This is a genomic window from Rhizobium sp. CB2179 (assembly GCF_057653455.1).
The window spans coordinates 572608-593146 of sequence record NZ_CM172781.1; the positions used below are offsets into that span (position 1 = coordinate 572608).

Here is a 20539-nt window from a genome sequence, read left to right on the forward strand (position 1 = left end):
CATCAAATCGGGGGAGCTCATCTGCATGTATGTGATACTCGCTATTATCGTTGTCATCGCTCTCTATCTCGTCTTCATTTACAACGGCCTGGTTCGCGCGCGACAGATGGCGGAAGAAGCCTGGTCGGGCATCGACGTCCAGCTCAAGCGCCGCGCCGACCTGATCCCGAACCTTATCGAGACGGTCAAGGGTTATGCCGCTCATGAAAAGTCGACGCTGGAAGAGGTGGTTGAGCTCCGCAACAAGGCGCAGGCCGTGCCATCAGGCGATGTGGCCGGCAGGGCGCAGGCGGAAGGTCTGCTCGGCCAGGCGCTCGGCCGCGTCATCGCGCTTGCCGAGGCCTATCCGGATCTCAAGGCCAACCAGAACTTTGCCGAGCTGCAGGCCTCGCTGGAAACCATGGAAGGCGAACTGCAGATGGCGCGGCGTTATTACAACGGTGCGGCCCGCGACCTGAACGTCAAGGTCGAAAGCTTCCCGTCCAATCTCGTCGCCGGCCAGTTCGGCTTTGCCAAGCGGGAATATTTCGAAATCACCAACGAAGCCGACCGCGCCGTCCCCACCGTGAAATTCTGACGATCCGGCATTTTGCCTTTGCCAGAAAGCGATTAAGAGCAAGGGCAGATTGCGGCCGGTAATGGTCGCCTTATGGACGGAAGAACAGCATGACACGCACAGCCAAACTCACGATCATCCCGCCGGGCAAGCCGCTTTCGGGCCGCGCCATGCCGCCGGGCTCCAAGTCGATCACCAATCGCGCCCTGCTGCTCGCGGGCCTTGCGAAGGGCACCAGCCGACTGACCGGGGCGCTGAAGAGCGACGATACGCTGTATATGGCCGAAGCGCTGCGTGCCATGGGGGTTTCGATCGACGAGCCTGACGATACCACCTTCGTCGTCACGGGCAGCGGCAGGCTGCTGTCGCCGAAGGCACCACTCTTTCTCGGCAATGCCGGCACGGCGACACGCTTCCTGACGGCGGCAGCGGCTCTGGTCGACGGCACCGTCATCGTCGATGGCGACGAACATATGCGCAAGCGCCCGATCGGCCCGCTGGTCGAGGCGATGCGCACGCTCGGCATCGACGTGAGTGCGGAGACCGGTTGCCCGCCGGTCACCGTCAAGGGCACCGGCCGCTTCCAGGCCGACCGCATCCGCATCGATGGTGGCCTGTCCAGCCAATATGTTTCGGCGCTGCTGATGATGGCGGCCGGCGGCGACCGGCCGGTCGACATCGAACTCGTCGGCGAAGATATCGGCGCGCTCGGCTATATCGATCTGACCACCGCGGCGATGAAGGCTTTCGGCGCCAAGGTCGAGAAGACCAGCCCGGTCACCTGGCGCGTCGAGCCGACCGGCTACCGCGCTGCCGACTTCATCGTCGAGCCCGATGCTTCGGCTGCGACCTATCTCTGGGCCGCCGAGGTCCTGACCGGCGGCGCGATCGATCTCGGTGTTCCCTCCGATACCTTCTCGCAGCCGGATGCGCGCGCCTATGACATCATCGCCAAATTCCCGCATCTGCCGGCAGAGATCGACGGCTCGCAGATGCAGGATGCCGTTCCGACCCTTGCCGTGCTTGCCGCCTTCAACCAGACGCCGGTTCGCTTCGTCGGCATCGCCAATCTGCGCGTCAAGGAATGCGATCGCATCCGGGCGCTCTCGACCGGCCTCAACCGCATTGTTTCAGGGCTCGCCCGCGAAGAAGGCGACGATCTGATCGTGCAATCCGATCCCGCACTTGCGGGCAGGCATCTGCCGGCGGAGATCGACAGCTTCGCCGATCATCGCATCGCCATGAGTTTCGCGCTCGCCGGGCTGAAGATCGACGGCATCACCATTCTCGATCCCGATTGCGTCGGCAAGACCTTCCCCGCCTATTGGCGGACGCTGGCAGCACTCGGCGTGACCTATCAGGACAACGATTGACGAAACGCAGCCGAGGCTGCCGGCGGGGAGACAGGGATGGGGCGTCGGTTTTTCGGATTTTGCTTTGCACTGCTGTTGATGCTCGCCGCCCCGGTGGCCTTTGCCGCCGAGGTGATCGACAGTTTCGCCTCCGACATTACGCTCGAAAAAAGCGGTGCGATGACGGTGACGGAAACGATCACCGTCAATGCCGAAGGCAATCAGATCAACCACGGCATCTTCCGTGATTTCCCGCTCTATTTCACCGATGCCGCGGGCCGCCGCCGCAGCGTTGATTTCGATATGGTGTCGGTCCAGCGCGATGGCGATAACGAGCCCTGGCACACCGAATCGATATCAGGCGGCATCCGCATCTATGCCGGTTCTGCCGATGTGACCGTGACGCCGGGCCGTCATCGATACGTCTTCACCTACAGGACCAATCGCCAGATCCGCTATTTCGACGATCACGACGAACTCTATTGGAACGTCACCGGCAATGGCTGGATCTTCCCGATCCGCTCGGCCACCGCGACGGTGAAGCTGCCGCCCGGCGTCGGCGCGACGGAGACGACCTTCTTCACCGGCCCCCAGGGCGCGACGGAAAAGAATGCCCGCGTCAGCGAGAGCGGCGCTGGCCTGGTCTTTTCCACCATTGCGCCGCTTGATGCCCACGAAGGCCTGACCTTCGCGATCCGCATGCCGAAGGGTTCGATCGATCCGCCGAGCGCGGATATGGAAAGCACCTGGTGGCTGAAGGACAACCGCAATTATTTCATCGGCTTCGGCGGCCTGATCCTCGTTTTCGCCTATTACACGCGCTCCTGGCTGAAGGTCGGCCGTGATCCCGCCCGTGGCGTCGTCGTGCCACGCTGGGACGCGCCTGATGGTATCTCGCCGGCGCTGGTCAACTATATCGACAATAAGGGCTTCTCCGGAGAGGGCTGGACGGCGCTGTCCGCCACCGCGCTCAATCTTGCCGTCCGCGGTTACGTCAAGCTCGAAGACCTGAAGAATTCGATTGTCATCCAAGGCACCGGCAAGCCACTCGGCAAGGAGAAATTCCAGGCCGGTGAAATCGAATTGCTGAAGGTCGCCGGCGGTGCCGGCTCGACGCTTACGATCGACAAGGCCAATGGCGAGCGGGTGAAGTCCGTCGGCCAGGCCTTCCGCTCGGCGATCGAGAAGGAGCATCGCGGCAAATATTACAATTCCAACCTAGCCTATACCGTAGGCGGCATCGCGCTCAGCGCAGCCGCCCTGGTGATCCTGTTCGTCTTCGGTTCGCTGGCGCCCGATACCATCGCGCTGATGTTGATCCCGATCGCCATCTCGGTCTTCGTTGCAGTGTTCGCCGCCGGCCTCGTCAGGTCGCTACATCGCGGCAAATCACTGTTCGGCAAGATCATCGCCATCATCGCCGCCGCCGTCGGCGTCTTCGTCGGCATCGGCATTCTGGCGACCTTGGTTCTGGCGCTTGCCTCCTCGCTGGTGGAACTGCACGAAACGCCGATGCTCTTTGCCGTCGGCGGCATCGCGCTTTTGAACATCCTCTATTTCTTCATCATGGGCGCGCCGACCCCGCTCGGCGCCAAGATGATGGATGGCATAGACGGTCTGCGCCAGTATCTGACGCTTGCCGAGAAGGACCGGATGAACACGGCAGGCGCGCCGGAAATGTCGCCGCGGCATTTCGAGACGCTGCTGCCCTATGCGGTGGCGCTCGGCGTCGAAAAGCCTTGGTCGCGCACTTTCGAAACCTGGCTTGCGGCCGCCGCCGCCGGCGCGGCTGCTGCCTATGCGCCCGCCTGGTATGCCGGCAATTTCAACAGCGGCAGCTTTTCCGATCGTATCGGCGGCTTTTCCTCGTCCATGGCCTCGACCATCGCGTCGACGATTCCCGCGCCGCCGCCGTCGAGCTCATCCTCCGGTTTTTCCGGCGGCGGCTCGTCGGGCGGCGGTGGCGGAGGCGGGGGAGGCGGGGGTTGGTAAGCTTTCCCGCTTGACCTTTCGGCCCTTGGCCCTTAACCGCCAGACAGAAAAGGAAAGGGTCGCGCATGAAGGTTCTGTTGATCGGATCGGGCGGACGCGAGCATGCGCTCGCCTGGAAGCTGGCGCAATCGCCGTTGATGACGGAATTCTACGCCGCACCCGGCAATCCCGGCATTGCCGAACACGCCGTGCTGGTGCCGGTTGATATCGAGGATCACGAAGCGGTCGCGGCCTTCTGCAAGGACAAGGCGATCGATTTCGTCGTCGTCGGCCCGGAGGCGCCGCTGGTTGCCGGCCTCGCTGACCGGCTGCGCGCCGATGGCCTGGCGGTCTTCGGTCCCTCCGCTGCCGCAGCCCAGCTCGAGGGCTCCAAAGGCTTCACCAAGGATATCTGCGCCCGCTACGACATTCCGACAGGCGCCTACCAGCGCTTCAACAATGGACCGAAGGCCAAAGCCTATATCCGCGCCGAGGGTGTGCCGATCGTCGTCAAGGCCGATGGCCTTGCTGCCGGCAAGGGCGTGACGGTTGCGATGACGCTGGACGAGGCGCTGGCCGCGGTCGACGACTGCTTCGAGGGCGCCTTTGGCGCCGCCGGCGCCGAAGTCGTCGTCGAAGCCTATCTCGACGGCGAGGAAGCGAGCTTCTTCTGCCTCTGCGATGGCAAGCATGCGCTGCCGCTCGCAACCGCCCAGGATCACAAGCGGGTGGGCGAGGGCGATACCGGCGTCAATACCGGCGGCATGGGCGCCTATTCGCCGGCGCCTGTCATGACCGCCGAGATGGTCGAGCGGACGATGAAGGAGATCATCGAACCGACGATGCGCGGCATGGCCGAGAGCGGTCATCCTTTCTCCGGCGTCTTTTTCGCCGGGCTGATGATCACCCGGAAGGGGCCGGAACTGATCGAATACAATGTCCGCTTCGGCGACCCCGAATGCCAGGTGATGATGATGCGGTTGAAGAGCGATCTGCTGCCGCTGCTGCTCGCCACCGCCAACGGCACGCTCGATCAGGTCAGCGCCGAATGGAACGACGATCCGGCGCTGACGGTGGTCATGGCCTCCAAGGGGTATCCCGGCGCCTACGAGAAGAACACGCCGATCCTTTCCCTGCCTGATGCAGGCGAGGGCGAGAAGGTGTTTCATGCCGGCACGGGTCTGAAAGACGGTGCACTGGTTGCGACTGGCGGCCGCGTGCTGAACGTCACCGCGTCAGGCGGCACGGTCGCCGAGGCCAAGAACCGCGCCTACGCGCTGCTCGACAGGGTGAGATGGGAAAACGGCTTCTGCCGGCGCGACATCGGCTGGCGGGCGATCGAGCGCGAAACCGGCTCGGAATGAGTATAAACCGGCCCGTTCTTTAAATTTTTACCCTTTCCCCTGACGGGATGGAAACAAAGCTGCGCTAATTTGCTCCCAAGATGAGACGGAGTGGCATTGATGCGTCAGATTTTCCTCGGTGCGGCAATCCTGCTGATGGCAGGCCCTGTGATGGCGTCCTCGATAGAGGTGGTCGGCAAGACCGCGCCGCGCGCTGAAAGCAGCATCGTCACCGAAACCTGCGCCCATTGCCCGCCGCTCCAGGCCGAGCTCACCAAGAAGGACTATACGGTGCCGGAGCTGAAACCCGGCGTCCTCCAGGCGAGTGAAGTCCGCGATGTCGGCGGCGAAAAGAAGATCTATCGCACCGAAGGCTGGATGGGCGGCTCGCCGGTCGTCTTCGTCAGCAAGGCGACGCCTGAATCCATGATTGCGGCCGCGCCGCCGGCGGCGCCGGTAGACGGCATCGACATGAATGCGACGACGGCGGCCGTCATTGGCGACGACGCCAGGCCTGTTGCAGCAGCCATGACGGAACAACCGGCAGCTCTTAACGCTTCCGAATTCAAGCTGCGTTTCTAGGAGCAGCCTCCAGGAAAAGTGCGAAGCGATTTCCGTCCGGAATTGCCCAAAACAAATAAGTTCCCTGCCCCTGCCTGATCAAGGTTTCGATCGATTGGGGTCCCACCACCGGTGGACCGAATGCACCCTCGATGAGCAGCGAGGGTGCATTCTTGTTTTTATGCGCAATCACAAGCTGAATTATTGAAGTTGAATAGAAGAAATGCAACTTATGAAATTATTCGAGAAGTTATATTTCAATCGTCACAAGTCATGCAAATAGAAGCCATGACCCGTTAAAACATAATTCAGCCATCCACTCTAATTTTACCAATCGAAAGGCCGGAGGACGCATGATTGCGCTAGCTGCGCGGGCGATATGAGACGTCCGCAGGTCGGGAGTTGCCCGATCCGGAATTGTTTCTAATTCAGCTGCTTTGCGAGGCAAATCATGAAAAAGCTCAAGATTGCGCATCAACTTTTTGCGCTGATCGGCGTCCTAATGGCTGCTTTTGCAGTCGCCACCTATTTCGAAATCCGCACCTCCGAACAGGCAATTTACGACGAGCGTTTCGACATGCTGCGCACACAGGTCGAATCGGGCATCTCCATTCTCAATACCTTCTATGAGCGCGAGAAGGCCGGCCAGATGACGCATGAGGCCGCCCAGGCGGAAGCCTTCGAGATCCTGAAGCGCGTCAGCTTCCAGCCATCCGGTTACCTCTTCGGTTTCGACTACAACGTCGTTCAGCTTTTTCATCCGAGCCCGGTCAATCTCGGCAAGGACATGAGCGGCCAGGTCGACAAGACCGGCGCGAAATTCAGCCAGGCGCTGGTCGACAACGGCAAGGCCGGCGGCGGCCGCACCTTCTACTATTGGACCAAACCGGGCCAGCCGGAAGACCAGGTCTTCCTCAAGGGCGGTTATTCCAAGGCCTTCGAGCCCTGGAAGATCGTCGTCGGCACCGGCGTCTATCTCGATGACTTGCAGCAGAAGGTCAATGCGACGATCTGGAAGGCGCTGACCGCCTCGTTGATCGTCTTCGTCTGCGGCATCGCCGCCGCCGTCTTCTTCATCCGCGGCATCTCCCATCCGCTGAAGGACATCCACAATGCCCTGCAGTCGGTCGCCGAAGAGGATGTTTCGATCACCATCCCGCATACCGGCATGAACAACGAAGTCGGCATGATGGCGAAGGCGACGCAGTCACTGCAGGAAAAGATCAGGGAGCGTCATGCGATGTCCGATCGCGAGGCGGCCCAGCAACTGGCGCTGGAAAGCGAGCGCGAAAACAATCTGCGCCAGCAGCAGGATGAAGCAACGCTCCAGACACGCGTGGTGACGACGATCGGCCAGGCGCTGGAGATGATTGCCCGTGGTGATCTTACCGTCCGCTGCGCCGATCTAGGCCAGAAATACGCCGCCCTTCGCGACAACTTCAACGATGCGCTGTCGCATCTCGAGGCCGCCATGGCCAAGGTCAGCGCCAAGGGCACCGACATCGGCACCAGCAAGGAAGAGATCCGCCGTGCCTCCAACGAGCTGTCGCAACGCACCGAGCGCCAGGCTGCCAGCCTGGAAGAAACCTCGGCCGCCCTCGATGAACTCACCGTCGCCGTCCGTCAGACGGCTGACGGCGCGCATGAAGCCAGCAAACGTGTCCACTCGGTCAGCACCGAGGCCACTCATAGCGATGCGATCGTCACCCAGGCGATCGAGGCGATGAGCGGCATCGAGAAGTCGTCCTCTGAGATCACCAAGATCATCGGTGTCATCGACGAGATCGCCTTCCAGACCAACCTCTTGGCACTGAATGCCGGCGTCGAGGCAGCCCGCGCCGGTGAAAGCGGCAAGGGTTTTGCGGTTGTCGCCCAGGAAGTGCGTGAACTTGCCCAGCGCTCCGCCGCTGCGGCCAAGGAGATCAAGGATCAGATCGCCCGCTCCTCCAGCCAGGTCGACCATGGCGTCCGTCTGGTCGGCGAGGCAGGCGAGGCGCTGAAGCGGATCTCCGACCAGATCAAGGCCGCCAACGAGATCGTCGCCAAGATCGCCCACAGCGCTTCCGAACAGGACACGACGCTGCGCTCGATCTCCTCGTCGATGAACCAGCTCGACGCCGCCACCCAGCAGAACGCCGCCATGGCCGAAGAGACCACGGCATCGGCAGAGACGCTGGCCACCGATACCGACGAGCTGATCGACCTCATCCGCGGCTTCCGCGTCAGTGCACCACAGCACCGCCAGGCCGAACCGATGCGCCGAGCCAGCTGAAAATTTGAAAACAAGCGATATTCGACCGCCGGATGAAAATCCGGCGGTTTTGCTTTGTAAGCACCCCCGGATTTTTAGGGAAATGCACGTCGCGAATAATAAAATTAAAGCTTTTTTATAGGGTGGGCATCAATTGTTACTTTACCCGGTCGCAGCATGTTTATTTTAGCAGCGGTAGACGCGTCTTCTTTTTCGGCGCGCTCGCACAGGCGGTAGAAAACCGCACCGGAATGTATTCACCCATTCCCGTTGCGAGGCGTCATGAAAAATTTGAAGATATCAAAACAGCTCATATTGCTGGTCGTCGGCCTGATGGTGGCGTTTGCAATCGCCACCTCCCTGCAGATCCGCTCCTCGGTCAATGCGATCTACAACGAACGCTATGACATGCTGCGGGCGGAGGTACAGTCTGCGGTCTCTGTTCTCAAAATCTACCAGGCAAAGGTGACTGCCGGCGAAATGACGCTGGAAGATGCCCAGAAGCAGGCCTACGCCACGGTCAATGCAATGAAATACGACCCCGATGGTTATTTCTTCGGCTATAGCTACGACATCCAGATGATGTTCCACTACGATGCCGCGAAAATCGGTCAGGTCAACAAGGGTCAGCCGGACAGCAAAGGAAAGCTCTATCGAGAAGAGCTGGTCAAGCTCGGGCAGCAGGGCGGCGGTCTCGTCGAATATTATTCCACAGCCAAACCAGGCCAGCCCGCCGGCGATTTTCGCAAGACGGCCTATGCACAGGCCTTCGATCCTTGGAAGGTCGTCGTCGTCACCGGCGTCTACATGGACGATCTCGATGCTCAGATAAACAGCACGATCCTGACCGCGCTCTCCGGCAGCATCGTCCTGTTCTTCCTTGCCATGGCCGCCGCCTACGTCGTCATCCGCGGCATATCGGGACCTCTCAACAACGTCCATGCCGCCCTGAAGGCTGTCGCCGAAGAGGATGTCTCCATTGCCATCCCGCATACCGGCATGAACAACGAAGTCGGCATGATGGCGAAGGCGACGCAGTCACTGCAGGAAAAGATCAGGGAGCGTCATGCGATGTCCGATCGCGAGGCGGCCCAGCAACTGGCGCTGGAAAGCGAGCGCGAAAACAATCTGCGCCAGCAGCAGGATGAAGCAACGCTCCAGGCACGCGTGGTGACGACGATCGGCCAGGCGCTGGAGATGATTGCCCGCGGTGATCTTACCGTCCGCTGCGCCGATCTAGGCCAGAAATACGCCGCCCTTCGCGACAACTTCAACGATGCGCTGTCGCATCTCGAAGCCGCCATGGCCAAGGTCAGCGCCAAGGGCACCGATATCGGCACCAGCAAGGAAGAAATCCGCCGTGCCTCCAACGAGCTGTCGCAACGCACCGAGCGCCAGGCTGCCAGCCTGGAAGAAACCTCGGCCGCTCTCGATGAGCTCACCGTCGCCGTCCGTCAGACGGCCGATGGCGCCCATGAGGCGAGCAAGCGCGTCCATTCGGTCAGCACCGAAGCCACTCATAGCGATGCGATCGTCACCCAGGCGATCGAGGCGATGAGCGGCATCGAGAAATCGTCGTCGGAGATCACCAAGATCATCGGCGTCATCGACGAGATCGCCTTCCAGACCAACCTCTTGGCGCTGAACGCCGGCGTCGAGGCAGCCCGTGCCGGTGAATCCGGCAAGGGTTTTGCGGTTGTCGCCCAGGAAGTCCGTGAACTTGCCCAGCGCTCCGCCGCTGCGGCCAAGGAGATCAAGGACCAGATCGCCCGCTCCTCCAGCCAGGTCGACCATGGCGTCCGTCTGGTCGGCGAGGCAGGCGAGGCGCTGAAGCGCATCTCCGACCAGATCAAGGCCGCCAACGAGATTGTCGCCAAGATCGCCCACAGCGCCTCCGAGCAGGATACGACGCTGCGTTCGATCTCCTCGTCGATGAACCAGCTCGACGCCGCCACCCAGCAGAACGCCGCCATGGCCGAAGAGACCACGGCATCGGCAGAGACGCTGGCCACCGATACCGACGAGCTGATCGACCTCATCCGCGGCTTCCGCGTCAGTGGCGAAAGCGCTGCCCCGGCCATGCATCAGGGTCGCCGCGCCGCATAAACGGCGCGGGGACAAAAGCGTTTTTATCACCAAATTTTTAGCGGCCGTCGGTTCTCCGGCGGCCGTGCCTTTTGAGGCTCATTGCCCGATGCGTTCGATCAGCCGCTCGATCTCGCGATCGGAAAACACTTCAACGCCGGCTGCTTTCAGCGCCGCCGCCGTCACGCCGTTGCCGGCCTGCTTGCGGCCGGAAAACGTGCCGTCATAGATGAAACCGGAGCCGCAGGACGGGCTGCCGTCGATGAGCAGCGCATAGTGGCAGCCGGCCTGCCGTGCGAGCGCCACGGCATTTTCCGCCGCCAGCAGGAACTCTTCCGTTACGTCGGCGCCCGTCAGCTCGACAACCCGCGCCGTGCCGGCCAGCACATCCTCGCCGGTCGCCGCTTCTGCGATCTCCGCCGGCGGCCGCGGCACCGTCATGCCCGCCGACATCTCCGGACAGATCGTCACCAACCGGCCTTCGGCCCGCCAACGCTCGATCGCCGGATGAAGCAACGGCTTCGCCCGCCCGTCATAGCGGACGGCCTGGCCCATGAGACAGGCGCTGACGAGAATCTTGCTCTGCATATCTGCTTGAATACAGCCGGAGCCGCGGCAATGCCAGACCGCCGATGGCGGCCGAATATTAGCCCGAGATCTTCGAGAAATCCGCAACCGTTCCCGTCGCCTCGCGGATCAGCCGCAGCAAGGCGAGACGGTTGGCGCGGATGGCGGCGTCCTCGTCGTTGACGAGCACGTCTTCGAAGAAGCGGTCGACCGGGCCGCGCAGCTTGGAGAGCGCTTCCATTGCCGAGCGGAAGTCTTCCCCGGCGACGGCGTTCGACGCATCCTTCGAGGCACTGGAGATTGCGGCGAACAATTCCTTCTCGGCATCGAGCTTCAGAAGCGCTGGCGAAACGCTGTCGGCGATCACGGTGCCCTTCTTTTCCTCAGCGGCAAGCAGCTGCGTCGCCCGCTTGGTGCCGGAAAGCAGGTTCTTGCCGTCTTCCGAGGTGATGAAGGCCGTCAGCGCTTCGACGCGGCGCGCCACCATCAGCAGGTCGTCGGCATCTGAAGTCAGCACGGCGTCGATCAGATCGTGGCGGGCGCCCTGGTCGCGCAGATAGACCTTGAGACGGTCGTGGAAGAAGGAGAGCAGGTCGCCATCCTTGGTCGTTGCCAGCAGCGGCAGGCGGATCCTTCGCTCCAGCAGGATCCTGACGACACCGAGTGCCGCACGCCGCAGGGCGAACGGATCCTTCGACCCCGTCGGCTTTTCGTCGATCGCCCAGAAACCGATCAGCGTATCGAGCTTGTCGGCAAGGGCGATGGTGATCGCCACTCTGTCCTCCGGCACGCGGTCCGACGGACCCTGGGGCTTGTAGTGGTCCTCTATCGCTGCGGCAACGGAGGCGTCCTCACCCTGCAGCACCGCATATTTGCGGCCCATCAATCCCTGCAGTTCCGGGAATTCGCCAACGGCTTCGGTGCGCAGATCGGCCTTGGCGAGCACGGCGGCGCGATCGATGAGAGCCGCGTCGGCGCCGGTGATATCAGCCAATTCCTTGGCCAGCGTGCGGATGCGCGCAACACGCGCGCCCTGTGTGCCGAGCTTGGCATGGAAGGTCACATCAAGCGCATCGAGCTTGGCCATGCGCTGGTCGAGGGGCTTCTTCAGGTCGAGGCCGAACTTTGCTGCCGAAGCTTCCAGCGTCTCGAGATCGGGCAAGTTGCCCTGGTCGCGCTTCCAGAAATGCAGCGCATCCGAAAGCCGGGCCCGCACCACCTTGCCGTTGCCGTGGACGATTTCCTTGCCGCCGTCGCTTGCCTGGATATTGGAGACGAGGATGAACTTGTTCGACAGCGTTTCGCCACCCTGCGGCCGCGTCACGAAACACTTCTGGTTGGTCTTGATCGTCAGCCGGATGATTTCGGAGGGGATCGAGAGGTAATCCTCCTCGAAGCTGCCCATCAGCACCTGCGGCCATTCGACGAGGCCGGAGACTTCCTCCAGCAGGCCTTCGTCTTCCACCAGCTCCAGCCCGTTGGCAAAGGCGATATCGCGGGCGTCGTGCAGGATGATGTCCTTGCGCCGCTCGGCATCGAGGATGACCTTGGCCTTTTCCAGGTTCGCCGCATAATCGTCGAAGCGCCGGACGGTGATCGCCTCGGGCGCGTGGAAACGATGGCCGTAGGTGATGTTGGAGGCGGTGATGCCGTCGATCTCGAAGGGGATCACGGTGGTTTCTTCATGCTCCGGGCCGAAGGTGCAGACGATCGACTGCAGCGGCCGCACCCAGCGCAGCGCGCCGGGCTTCGACGAGGCCTTGCCCCAGCGCATCGATTTCGGCCAGGGAAAATCGCGGATGATGCCGGGCATGACATCGCTGACGATCTCTTCCGTTGCGCGGCCGGGCTTGGAGATGACCGCGACGTAGAAATCGCCCTTCTTCGGATCGCTGACCACCTGCGCTTCGGAGACGGAGGAAAGGCCGGCGCCGCGCAGGAAGCCTTCGATCGCCTTCTCGTTGGCGTCGGTGCGCGGTCCCTTGCGCTCCTCGCGCACATCGGCCGAGCGCGCCGTCAGTCCGTGAATGTCGAGCGCGAGCCGCCGCGGCGTCCAATATTCGCGCGCGCCCTCGTAGGACAGACCCGCTTCGACAAGCGCATCGGTGACGAGCTTCTTCAGGTCGCCGGCAGCCTTGCGCTGCATGCGGGCCGGAATCTCTTCGGAGCGGAGTTCGAGAAGAAGGTTTGGCATGTCGAATTTCCTTGCCTCCCGCGACAGGGGAGGGATGGCATGGGCGCCGGGTCAAAACGTTGCTTCTGCTAGCAAAGAATGGCGCATCTGCACAACCGCAAAATCGCCGCCTTTCCGGCATGCTTATCCTGTGGATCGGCGCTCGGCCGTAAACTCCAACATTGCCTTGCCGCTTTTCGCCGCTATGGTCCCGCCACCTCTGACGAAACAGGAAATCCCATGGCCGCAGACCTCCGTTTTCTCGCAGCCCGCATCTCCGCCGAAATCAACGCCCGGCCCGAACAGGCCAAAGCTGCAATCGAGCTGCTCGACGAAGGCTCTACCGTGCCCTTCATCGCCCGCTACCGCAAGGAAGTGACGGGCGGGCTGGATGATACGCAGCTGCGCAATCTCGCCGAGCGGCTGGTCTATCTGCGCGAACTCGAAGCTCGGCGCGACGCGATCGTCGAATCGATCACCGGCCAGGGCAAGATGACCGACGAGCTGATGACCAAGGTCGCAGGCGCCGAAACCAAGGCCGAGCTTGAGGATCTCTATCTGCCCTACAAGCCGAAGCGCCGCACGCGCGCCGAAATCGCCCGTGAACGTGGCCTCGGCCCGCTCGCCGAGACGATCCTCGCCGACCGCGCCAGGGAACCGGCGGTATTGGCCGAAGGCTTCGTCACCGCGGATGTGCCCGATGTGAAGACGGCGCTCGAAGGCGCGCGCGACATCATCGCCGAAGGCATTGCCGAAAATGCCGACCTGCTCGGCAGGTTGCGCGCCCATATGCGCCAGGCCGCGCTGCTGAAGGCGAAAGTCGTTGATGGCAAGCAGGCGACCGGCGAGAAGTTTTCCGATTATTTCGACCATTTCGAACGCTGGGCGACCGCCCCCGGCCACCGCGCGCTCGCTATGCTGCGCGGCTGGAACGAGGAGGTGCTGACGCTGACGATCGAGGCCGACGCCGAGACGACCTCTCCGAACAAGCCGGTCGAGCGCATGATCGTGGCCGCCTACGAGATCGGTACCAGCCGTCCCGGCGACCGCTGGCTGATGGAGGTCGCAAGCTGGACCTGGCGCGTCAAGCTTTCCACGTCGCTCTCGCTCGACCTGATGCGGGAACTGCGCGAAAGGGCCGAAGAGGAGGCGATCCATGTCTTCGCCCGCAATCTCAAGGATCTGCTTTTGGCTGCACCCGCCGGCTCGCGCGCGACGATGGGTCTTGATCCCGGCATCCGCACCGGCGTCAAGGTCGCCGTCGTCGACGGCACCGGCAAGGTGGTGGCGACATCGACCGTCTATCCCTTCCAGCCGAGGAACGATGTGCGCGGCGCCCAGGTCGAGCTCGCATCGCTGATCCGCAAGCACAATGTCGAGCTGATCTCGATCGGCAACGGCACCGGCAGCCGCGAAACCGAAAAGCTGGTGGCCGACATGCTGGCCGAGTTGCCGGCGCCGAAGCCGACCAAGGTCATCGTGTCGGAAGCCGGCGCCTCGGTCTATTCCGCCTCGGCGACCGCAGCGGCTGAATTCCCCGATCTCGACGTATCACTGCGCGGCGCCGTCTCCATCGCACGCCGCCTGCAGGATCCGCTGGCAGAACTCGTCAAGATCGAGCCGAAGTCGATCGGCGTCGGCCAATATCAGCACGACGTCGACCAGCAGAAGCTGTCGCGTTCGCTCGATGCCGTGGTGGAAGACGCAGTGAATGCCGTCGGGGTCGATCTCAATACCGCGTCTGCGCCGCTGCTGTCGCGCGTCTCCGGCCTCGGCCCGTCGATCGCCGACGCCATTGTCCGCCACCGCGACAGCGAAGGCCGTTTCGAGACGCGAAAGGATCTTCTGAAGGTCGCCCGCCTCGGCGGCCGCACTTTCGAGCAGTGCGCCGGCTTCCTGCGCATTCCGAACGGCAAGGAGCCGCTCGATTCCTCCTCGGTCCACCCGGAGGCCTATGGCGTCGCCAAGAAGATCGTCGCTGCCTGCGGCCGCGATCTGCGCGCGTTGATGGGCGATAGCGCGGTGTTGAAATCGGTTGATCCGCGCCAGTTCATCGACGAGAAATTCGGCCTGCCGACGGTCAGGGACATCATTGCGGAGCTGGAAAAGCCCGGCCGCGACCCGCGTCCGAGCTTCAAGACCGCGACCTTCGCCGAGGGCGTCAACGAAATTTCCGACCTCAAGCCCGGCATGGTGCTGGAAGGCACGGTGACCAATGTTGCCGCCTTCGGCGCTTTCGTCGATATCGGCGTGCACCAGGATGGCCTGGTACATGTGTCCCAACTTGCCGATCGCTTCGTCAAGGATCCCCACGAGGTCGTCAAGGCGGGCGATGTCGTCAAGGTGCGGGTTGTCGAAGTCGACGCCAAGCGCAAGCGCATCGCTCTCTCTATGAAACGCGATGACGGTTCTTCAGCGCCGCCGCGGGGTGATTCTCGCGCGAACCAGGGTTCCCGGCCGCAGAACGAGCGCCGGCCCGCGGCCGCGAAACCCGAGAGCCAGGGCGCTTTCGGCGCGGCACTTGCCGAAGCGATGAAGCGAAAATAAGGGTTTAGCCGGCATTTCGGCAAAAATGCAACAGTTTGGCAGCGTTCTGAACAGAGTGCTAAATCCGGCGCTTGTAAGGCGAAAGAGAGCTACTAAGTTGATGTGACCATCCTGTCACATTTGCGAGGCGTCCATGGCGTCGGCATTCTTATCGATCGTCGAAAAAATCATCCGCAAGGGTTCGTTGAAACTTACCATCGCCAATGGCGAAACCCACACTATCGGCGACGGCACCGGTGAAACCGTTGTCGCCCGCCTTGCCGATCAGGAGGCCGAGGACGCCATCCGGCGCGACCCGGCCATGAAACTCGGCGAAATGTACATGCAAGGCCGGTTCATTCTCGAACAGGGCAACATTTACGATTTCCTGTCGCTCGTGAAGCAGAACACCACCAACGAGATCTTCGATTTCAAGATGGCGGCACTGCTCCTCGGCCGCATTGCCAAGCAGCAGCTGAAGAGCCGTGTGCCGGTCAATCGCAACAAGCACAATGTCGCCCACCATTACGATCTGTCGGCCAAGCTCTTCGATCTTTTCCTCGACGAGGACTGGCAATATTCCTGCGCCTATTTCGAGCCGCCGGGCATTGGTCTCGACGAGGCACAGCTCGCCAAGAAACGCCATATCGCCGCCAAGCTTCTGCTCGAGCCGAACCAGCGTATCCTGGAGATCGGCTCCGGCTGGGGCGGCATGGGCATGTACCTGACGGAGGCGACCGACAGTGCCGAGTTCACCGGCATCACACTGAGTGAGGAGCAGCTCAAGGTCTCGCGTACGCGCGCCGAAAAACGCGGCCTTGCCGACCGGGTGCGGTTCGAACTGCAGGACTACCGCACCATGACGGGCAGGAAGTTCGACCGTATCGTCTCGGTCGGCATGTTCGAACATGTCGGCATCGGCCACTACGGCAATTTCTTCCGCAAGGTATCGGATCTCCTCGACGACAACGGCGTCATGGTGCTGCATTCGATCGGCCGCCCGAAGCCGAGCTTCGGCACCAATGCGTTCATCGAGAAATACATCTTCCCGGGCGGCTACATCCCTTCCGTCGGTGAGGTCGTGCCGCCACTTGAGAAGGCCGGACTGCTGGTCAAGGATATCGAAATCCTGCCGCTGCATTATGCCTATACGCTGCGCCATTGGCGCGAGCGTTTCGTGGCGCGCAAGGCCGAAGCGGTGGCGCTTTACGACGAGCAGTTCTTCCGCATGTGGGAGTTCTATCTGGCCGGTTCCGAAATAGGGTTCCGCTGGGACGAGCTCTTCATCCTGCAGATCCAGATCGCCAAGAACCAGTTCGCCGTTCCCGACAATCGCAATTACATCGCGCGCAATGAAGCAAAGCTGAAGGAATTCGAGGCGGCGCGCGCTCCGCTCGAAAAGGTGACGTTCTGATCCCGCGGAAGTGCCGCTTCCGCTGGCGGTTTTGCCAAGGGACGGATTCTCATGAAAGGACGTGCCGATGAGCAGTGCGTTTCCCGAGATCTACCTGGTCCGCCACGGTGAAACCGAATGGAGCCTGTCCGGGCGCCATACCGGACGCAGCGATATTCCCCTGACGGCGAACGGCGAGGCCGCCGCTCGCAAGCTCGCCGACCGGCTGGCGGGCCTTGCCTTCTCCGCCGTCTGGTCGAGCCCGTCCGAGCGGGCCCGCAAGACCTGCGCGCTTGCCGGATTCGGATCGGGCGCGGTGATCAAGGACGATCTCGCCGAGTGGGACTACGGCGCTTACGAAGGCATCACCACCAAGGCGATCCTTGCCGACCGTCCCGGCTGGCAGCTCTTTCGCGACGGTTGCCCGAAGGGCGAGTTCGCCGCCGATGTCGGCGCCCGCGCAGACGCCGTCATCCATGCGCTTCGCCAAACGGCCGGCACCATCCTGATCTTCTCGAGCTCGCATTTCCTGCGTGTGCTGGCCGCCCGCTGGCTTGGCCTTCCGCCGGAAGACGGCTCCCGTTTCGTGCTCGATACGGCCAGCATCAGCGTGCTCGGCTACGAGCACGATCTGACCGAGCCGGTCATCCGCCGCTGGAACCAGAGATAGCGCTGGCATCCGTCATTTTTGCCTGTGTCATCTCGCTTCCGTGGTTAACACTGGGGTAACGAGATCAGGATAAATGTAGCGAACGCCGCCCTCCGCGGCTTTGTTTTTGCGTTTTCTGGAGTGCGGATGTGTCTCATCGATCAGTCGTATCGATCTCTCTGGCTATTGCCCTTTTCTCTGCTGGATCGGCGGTCGCCCAGGAAAGCGGCCAGCACTTCTGGTCCGGCGACTGGTACCTGAGCGTCGGCGTTGCCGGCTTCTCCGCCCCGAAATTCGAGGGCTCGTCGCATAATGAATTCAAGTTCAGCCCGCTGATCTCCGTCGGCCGCCAGGGTGCTGGCCCGCGTTTTTCCTCGCGCAACGACAATCCCTCCTTCGCCCTCATCGACAAGGGCGCCTTCCGCGCCGGCATCGTCGGCAAATTCGTGCCGTCGCGCGATGACGGCGACAGCAGCCAGCTGAAGGGCTTGAAGAAGGTCAAATGGGGGGCGGAAGCCGGCGGTTTCGTCGAAGTCTACCCGACCGATTTCCTTCGCGCCCGCGCCGAAGTCCGCCAGGGCATCCGCTCGCATGACGGCATCGTCGCCGACCTCGCGGTCGATGCCTTTACCGATATTGCGCCCGACCTGCAACTATCAGGCGGCCCGCGCGCGACATTCGCCACCAGCGGCTATTACGACGCCTACTACGGCGTCAACGCCAAGCAGGCGGCGGCAAGCGGCCTTGATCCCTATAAGCCGTCGTCCGGCATCCAGTCCTATGGCGCCGGCACGGCGCTGACATGGAAGGCGACGGAAAACCTCTCGGCAAGTTCTTTCCTCGAATATAAGCGGCTGGCGGGTCCCGCCGCCGACAGCAGCCTCGTGCGCGACCGCGGCTCGAAAAACCAGGTCCTGATCGGCGTTTCGGCGACCTATAAGTTCAATTTTTCCCTGCAGTGATTGACAGCGCCGCGGGTCATTTCAGATGCGTGGCGCTGTAACCATTTGAATTGCAGTGTAATTTCATCCCGGGATCGATTCTGATCTAGGGATGATGCAAGTGGCAGCGCAATGATCGCTTCTTGACCGGATCGGCGGCCCGCCGCTAGATGAGCGGCATGCACGATACCGGCGACTTCAACGATCGCGTCTCCGACGCACCTTCCGATAACTGGGTCTACCGGATCCTGCCGCCATGGCTTTGGCCCTATGCGCAGCTGGCGCGCTGGGATCGCCCGATCGGCTGGCAGCTCTTGATGTGGCCGTGCTTCTGGTCGGCGACACTTGCCGCCAATGCGGCGATCGGCGAGGGGCTCTATTCCGGCAGCCTGCTGGTGTCTCACCTGTTCCTTTATTTCATCGGCGCGGTCGCCATGCGCGGCGCCGGCTGCACCTATAACGATCTCGTCGACCACGAGATCGATATGGAAGTGGCGCGTACGCGGTCACGTCCGCTGCCCTCCGGCCGCGTCACCCGCCGCCGGGCGAAGATCTTCATCGGCTTGCAGGCGCTGGTCGGCCTGTTCGTGCTGTTGCAGTTCAACTGGCTCAACGTCTTCCTCGGCGTGCTCTCGCTCGGGATCGTGGCATTTTATCCCTTTGCCAAACGCTTCACCGACTGGCCGCAATTCTACCTCGGGCTTGCCTTCTCCTGGGGCGCGTTGATGGGTTGGGCCGGGATTTTGGGCGGCCTCTCCTTTGCCGCCATCCTGCTCTACGCCGCCTCCGTCGCCTGGACGATCGGCTATGATACGATCTATGCGCATCAGGACAAGGAAGATGACGAGTTGATCGGCGTCCGCTCCACCGCGCGCCTATTCGGCGACAGGACGCGGCAGTGGCTGATCGGTCTTTACGGACTGACGCTGGCGCTGATGTTTATTGCTTTCGTTCTCGCCGGCGCCAATCTCATCGCCTTTCTGGGTCTGCTCGGTGCGGCCGGCATGTTCGCCTGGCAGATCGTCCGGCTCGATATCGATGATGCCGACCAGTGCCTGGCGCTCTTCAAGTCAAACAACCGCGTCGGCCTGATCATCTTCTTCGGCCTCTTCGTCTCGCTGCTGTTTGCCATTCCCTGATTGGGACGAACCGGGCGCGGGCGCCTGTCCCCAGATAGGAGGATTGGTCTAGCAGGCATTCGTGTTGTGCTTTATGGCAGATGGAAGCCATGCCTTGATCTGTTGATCCGTGAGGTTAGCACCACACAACATAGTCGCTACACGGCAGCCTTTCAGGGCAGATGCCTGCTCAAGAATAGCAGCGAGCCCGGCTGCTCCGGCTGGTTCGACGAGACGCTTCCATGTGTCATGAGCAAATCGCATTGCATCGAGAAGCTGATCGTCATCCACGAGAACGACGTCATCGATCGTGTCTTTAAGCCAGCCGACGGCCGACGGGACGGGAATCCGCACAGCAATTCCATCGGCAATCGTGCGTGCCTCCGGCGTTGAGATCACGTCACCCGCATTGTAGGACAGTGCCATGCAAGGTGCGCCCTTTGCGGCGACTGCGACGACCCTTGTTCGCGGTGATCGTGATTTGAACCAGCATCCTATTCCGGCCGCCAGAGCACCGTTGCCGAGCGGTATGAAAACGGCGTCGATATCTTCGACCTCTTCAGTCAGCTCCGCCGCAATCGTTCCTGCTCCTTCGGCAATGGCTGCGCTCGCTCCATCCTCGACGAACTGCAGCTTCCGTTCGGCGGCGTAGATTTTGGCGGCCTCCTTTGCAGCGTCAAAATCTTCTCCGGCGAGAAAGACTTCTGCCCCAAACCGGCGCATGGCTTCGATCTTCAACGGATTGGCGTTGATACTGGCGAACACGACCAGAGATCGCCCATGCCGCGCGGCATTGTAAGCAAGCCCCTGGCCGAAATTCCCGGCTGATGCCGTGACCAGAGGAGTTCTGTCTCCAACGACGTCGGCGAGAAAATACCCCGTCCCGCGCCCCTTGAAGCTGCGGATGGGATTTTCCGTTTCGTCCTTGGCGACGAGTGACAGCGCGAGCCTATCGGCACGCAACAAGTTGGTGTTCAGGAAAATCGGATCGATTTTTTTGCGTGCATCGTCGATTTTGGCGGCTGAAAGAGGTGTTTGTTTTGTCATGGGCAG

15 protein-coding genes are annotated in these 20539 nt (G+C 62.0%); 12 read left to right on the forward strand and 3 right to left on the reverse strand.

The features are described from left to right. Window positions 1-25 precede the first annotated feature (25 nt). The 7 genes from AC244Q_RS02780 (at window position 26) to AC244Q_RS02810 (ending at window position 10140) form a co-directional block, all read left to right on the forward strand. Entirely contained in the window at window positions 26-577 is a 552-nt protein-coding gene (locus tag AC244Q_RS02780; RefSeq protein ID WP_012756255.1) for a LemA family protein, read from the forward strand. A gap of 89 nt (window positions 578-666) precedes the next feature. After that, window positions 667-1929, forward strand: coding sequence for a 3-phosphoshikimate 1-carboxyvinyltransferase (locus tag AC244Q_RS02785; protein ID WP_128407655.1), 1263 nt, complete (start codon window positions 667-669; stop codon window positions 1927-1929). 36 nt (window positions 1930-1965) lie between these two features. Next, a complete protein-coding gene (locus AC244Q_RS02790) occupies window positions 1966-3900 on the forward strand; it encodes a DUF2207 domain-containing protein (protein ID WP_442155820.1) in 1935 nt (644 codons plus the stop codon). A gap of 65 nt (window positions 3901-3965) precedes the next feature. Then, window positions 3966-5243, forward strand: coding sequence for a phosphoribosylamine--glycine ligase (purD, locus tag AC244Q_RS02795; RefSeq protein WP_128408236.1), 1278 nt, complete (start codon window positions 3966-3968; stop codon window positions 5241-5243). Between the two features lie 99 nt (window positions 5244-5342). Continuing rightward, window positions 5343-5804, forward strand: coding sequence for a plant virulence effector HPE1-like domain-containing protein (locus tag AC244Q_RS02800; RefSeq protein ID WP_128408235.1), 462 nt, complete (start codon window positions 5343-5345; stop codon window positions 5802-5804). Window positions 5805-6234: 430 nt separating this feature from the next. Then, window positions 6235-8055, forward strand: a complete 1821-nt coding sequence (locus tag AC244Q_RS02805; RefSeq protein ID WP_487764145.1) for a methyl-accepting chemotaxis protein — start codon at window positions 6235-6237, stop codon at window positions 8053-8055. A gap of 261 nt (window positions 8056-8316) precedes the next feature. Continuing rightward, window positions 8317-10140 (forward strand): methyl-accepting chemotaxis protein, encoded by a 1824-nt coding sequence (locus tag AC244Q_RS02810; RefSeq protein WP_012756261.1) that lies wholly within the window; start codon window positions 8317-8319, stop codon window positions 10138-10140. 78 nt (window positions 10141-10218) lie between these two features. Here the strand turns inward: AC244Q_RS02810 and AC244Q_RS02815 are convergent, their stop codons facing one another. Together AC244Q_RS02815 and glyS are read right to left on the reverse strand one after the other, a co-directional pair. Then, on the reverse strand, window positions 10219-10707 hold the full coding sequence (locus AC244Q_RS02815; RefSeq protein ID WP_113545790.1) for a 2-thiouracil desulfurase family protein: 489 nt from the start codon (window positions 10705-10707) through the stop codon (window positions 10219-10221). Window positions 10708-10765: 58 nt separating this feature from the next. Next, window positions 10766-12880 (reverse strand): glycine--tRNA ligase subunit beta, encoded by a 2115-nt coding sequence (glyS, locus tag AC244Q_RS02820; protein WP_128407966.1) that lies wholly within the window; start codon window positions 12878-12880, stop codon window positions 10766-10768. A 219-nt stretch (window positions 12881-13099) separates the two neighbouring features. On the opposite strand from glyS, the gene AC244Q_RS02825 reads away from it, so the two are divergent. The 5 genes from AC244Q_RS02825 (at window position 13100) to ubiA (ending at window position 19507) form a co-directional block, all read left to right on the forward strand. Continuing rightward, entirely contained in the window at window positions 13100-15406 is a 2307-nt protein-coding gene (locus AC244Q_RS02825) for a Tex family protein (protein WP_128407967.1), read from the forward strand. A 133-nt stretch (window positions 15407-15539) separates the two neighbouring features. Then, window positions 15540-16799, forward strand: coding sequence for a cyclopropane fatty acid synthase (locus AC244Q_RS02830; protein ID WP_128407968.1), 1260 nt, complete (start codon window positions 15540-15542; stop codon window positions 16797-16799). A gap of 67 nt (window positions 16800-16866) precedes the next feature. Further along, complete coding sequence (locus tag AC244Q_RS02835; protein ID WP_128407969.1) at window positions 16867-17448, forward strand: histidine phosphatase family protein; 582 nt, start codon at window positions 16867-16869, stop codon at window positions 17446-17448. A 128-nt stretch (window positions 17449-17576) separates the two neighbouring features. After that, complete coding sequence (locus AC244Q_RS02840) at window positions 17577-18389, forward strand: MipA/OmpV family protein (protein ID WP_017993118.1); 813 nt, start codon at window positions 17577-17579, stop codon at window positions 18387-18389. Between the two features lie 158 nt (window positions 18390-18547). Further along, window positions 18548-19507 (forward strand): 4-hydroxybenzoate octaprenyltransferase, encoded by a 960-nt coding sequence (gene ubiA / locus AC244Q_RS02845; protein WP_020486917.1) that lies wholly within the window; start codon window positions 18548-18550, stop codon window positions 19505-19507. A gap of 48 nt (window positions 19508-19555) precedes the next feature. On the opposite strand, the gene AC244Q_RS02850 is transcribed toward ubiA, so the two are convergent. Next, window positions 19556-20533, reverse strand: a complete 978-nt coding sequence (locus AC244Q_RS02850; RefSeq protein WP_128407970.1) for a threonine ammonia-lyase — start codon at window positions 20531-20533, stop codon at window positions 19556-19558. Window positions 20534-20539: the final 6 nt, after the last annotated feature.